Source organism: Mucilaginibacter gossypii, from assembly GCF_900100945.1.
GTDB lineage: Bacteria > Bacteroidota > Bacteroidia > Sphingobacteriales > Sphingobacteriaceae > Mucilaginibacter > Mucilaginibacter gossypii.
Window position 1 is genome coordinate 1 of record NZ_FNCG01000041.1, and the last position, 2,351, is coordinate 2,351.

Annotated in this window: 2 protein-coding genes; both read left to right on the forward strand. The window is 39.7% G+C overall.

What is annotated here, in order from left to right:
* Positions 1–185: 185 nt before the first annotated feature.
* The gene (locus BLS28_RS30410; RefSeq protein WP_143020929.1) at positions 186–752 is read left to right on the forward strand and encodes a hypothetical protein; all 567 of its coding nucleotides are present in this window, start codon (positions 186–188) and stop codon (positions 750–752) included.
* Positions 739–2,351: FG-GAP repeat domain-containing protein (locus tag BLS28_RS30415; RefSeq protein WP_143020930.1), on the forward strand; the 1,613-nt coding region annotated here is incomplete at its 3' end. The genes BLS28_RS30410 and BLS28_RS30415, both read left to right, overlap by 14 nt.

Here is a 2,351-nt window from a genome sequence, read left to right on the forward strand (position 1 = left end):
TTGCTGCTTAAAGGAGATGGGAAAGGTAGCTTTACGGCAGTTAAACCGCAGGTAAGCGGCATCGTAATAAAAGGGGCGGTACGAGATATGAAAGAGATTAAAGCTGGAAACAACAAGCTGCTGATTGTAGCTAAAAATAATGATAAAACAGAGGTGTTAAGTTTTAAATAAGATGGTGGTTAACTATGAGATATTTTAAAGGGATCCTGGTTGTTGTATGTCTCATTTCTGTATTTTCTTGTAATTCAGACGACAGAAAGTATGAAAACGCAGTAGCGAGTGAACTTTCGCGGGGAGTGAGAAGAGATAGCCTGTTTCAGGGAATAAAATTAGGGATGACCTCAAAAGAGTTTTACACCCACTGTTGGGAAATGAATAAAAAAGGGATCTTTTTTGCAGGCCCCGGTAATACAACAGTTTTATATAAACTAAATAAGGAATTGAAATATCCGGCTTCCATGAATTTCTACCCTGATTTTCGGCAAGGTAAGATTAGCAAAATGAGAGTGAGTTTTAGTTACGATGCTTTCGCCCCTTGGAATAAACAAATGTTTGCTGATAGCCTGCAGTTGGATGTATTAAATATGCTGAAAAAATGGTATAAGGAAAAGGACTTTATCCTTATAACGGACCCGGCTAAAGGGACGATTTTTGTGCAGGTAGATGGTAACCGGCGAATTATCATCGGGAAATATGATGACGCCCACGTAAAAGTAGATTACACTGATTTATTGACAGATGAAAAAAAATAAGGTGAATTTTACTTTTTTGACAGAAAAAACTATTCATGATGTTTTTAGCATCAGGTACTGTTTTGTGTTCTTTTTATTGGCTTTAACCAGTTGCCAAAAAAAGCAAAGCGGGGGTGGCAATAAGCTTTTTGAACTTTTAAATTCCAATGAAACGCATATCGATTTTGTTAACCAATTATCGTATGATGCTAATTTCAATATTTTTACTTATCGTAATTTTTATAACGGTGGCGGTGTAGCAATAGGGGATATCAATAATGACGGATTGCCGGATCTTTTTTTGGTGGGCAACATGGTGCCCAGTCATCTATATTTAAACAAAGGCAATTTTCAGTTTGAAGACATAACCGGAAAAGCCGGAATTGCCAAGCTCGGCAGATGGTCTACCGGTGTTACTATGGCAGATGTTAACGGTGATGGACTGTTGGATATTTATGTTTGCAATAGTGGCGATGTTAAAGGCGATCATAAACAGAATGAACTATACATTAACAACGGTAATCTCACTTTTACCGAACGGGCAAAGGAATATGGAATTGGTGTAAATGGATACTCAACCCATGCTGTTTTCTTTGATTATGATCATGACGGAGACCTGGACCTCTTTATGTTAAGCAATTCTTTTAAGGCAATCGGCAGCTTTAATATTCAGAATAATGAACGGAATAAAAGAGATTTATTGGGAGGGCAAAAATTATTCAGGAATGATGGTGGCCATTTTACCGATGTGAGTGAACAGGCCGGTATTTATGGTAGTGTAATTGGTTTTGGTTTGGGGGTAAGTGTGGGAGATGTAAATGGGGATGGCTGGGACGACATCTATGTTTCCAACGATTTTTTTGAACGTGATTACCTATATATTAATAATCACAACGGTACGTTTAAAGAATCGCTTGAGGATCAGATGAAAAGCATTAGTAATGCATCAATGGGTGCCGACCTGGCCGATATCAACAACGATGCACATCCTGATATTTTTGTGACGGATATGCTTCCGGCATCAGAATCAAGGCTTAAAACAAATACCACTTTTGAAAACTGGGATAAATACCAGCTTGATTTAAGATATGATTATTATCACCAGTTTACCAGGAACACGCTCCAGTTGAACAATGGCAACGGAACCTTTAGCGAGATAGGCCGGCTTGCAGGTGTTCATGCAACCGATTGGAGCTGGGGAGCGTTGATCACTGACCTTGACAATGATGGATTCAAAGATGTTTTTATCGCTAACGGTATTTATAAGGACTTAACAAACCAGGACTATATTCAACGTTTATCCGATCGGAACGTGATGGGGAGTGTTTGGACAAATAAAGGCATAAATTACAAGAAGCTGATAGATAGCATGCCCTCGGAGGCTGTGCCTAACTATGCCTACCGAAACAATGGGGACCTGACATTTACCAATAAGGCAACCGAATGGGGTCTTGGTGACCCGGGTTTTTCGAATGGTTCGGCATATGGTGATTTAAATAACGATGGGGCGCTGGACCTGGTGGTGAACAATGTAAATATGCCGGCCTTTATCTACCGAAACAACAGCAGGAAGCTGGAGCCGGCGAATAAATATTTGAAAGTGGTATTGCAGGGCGAGGG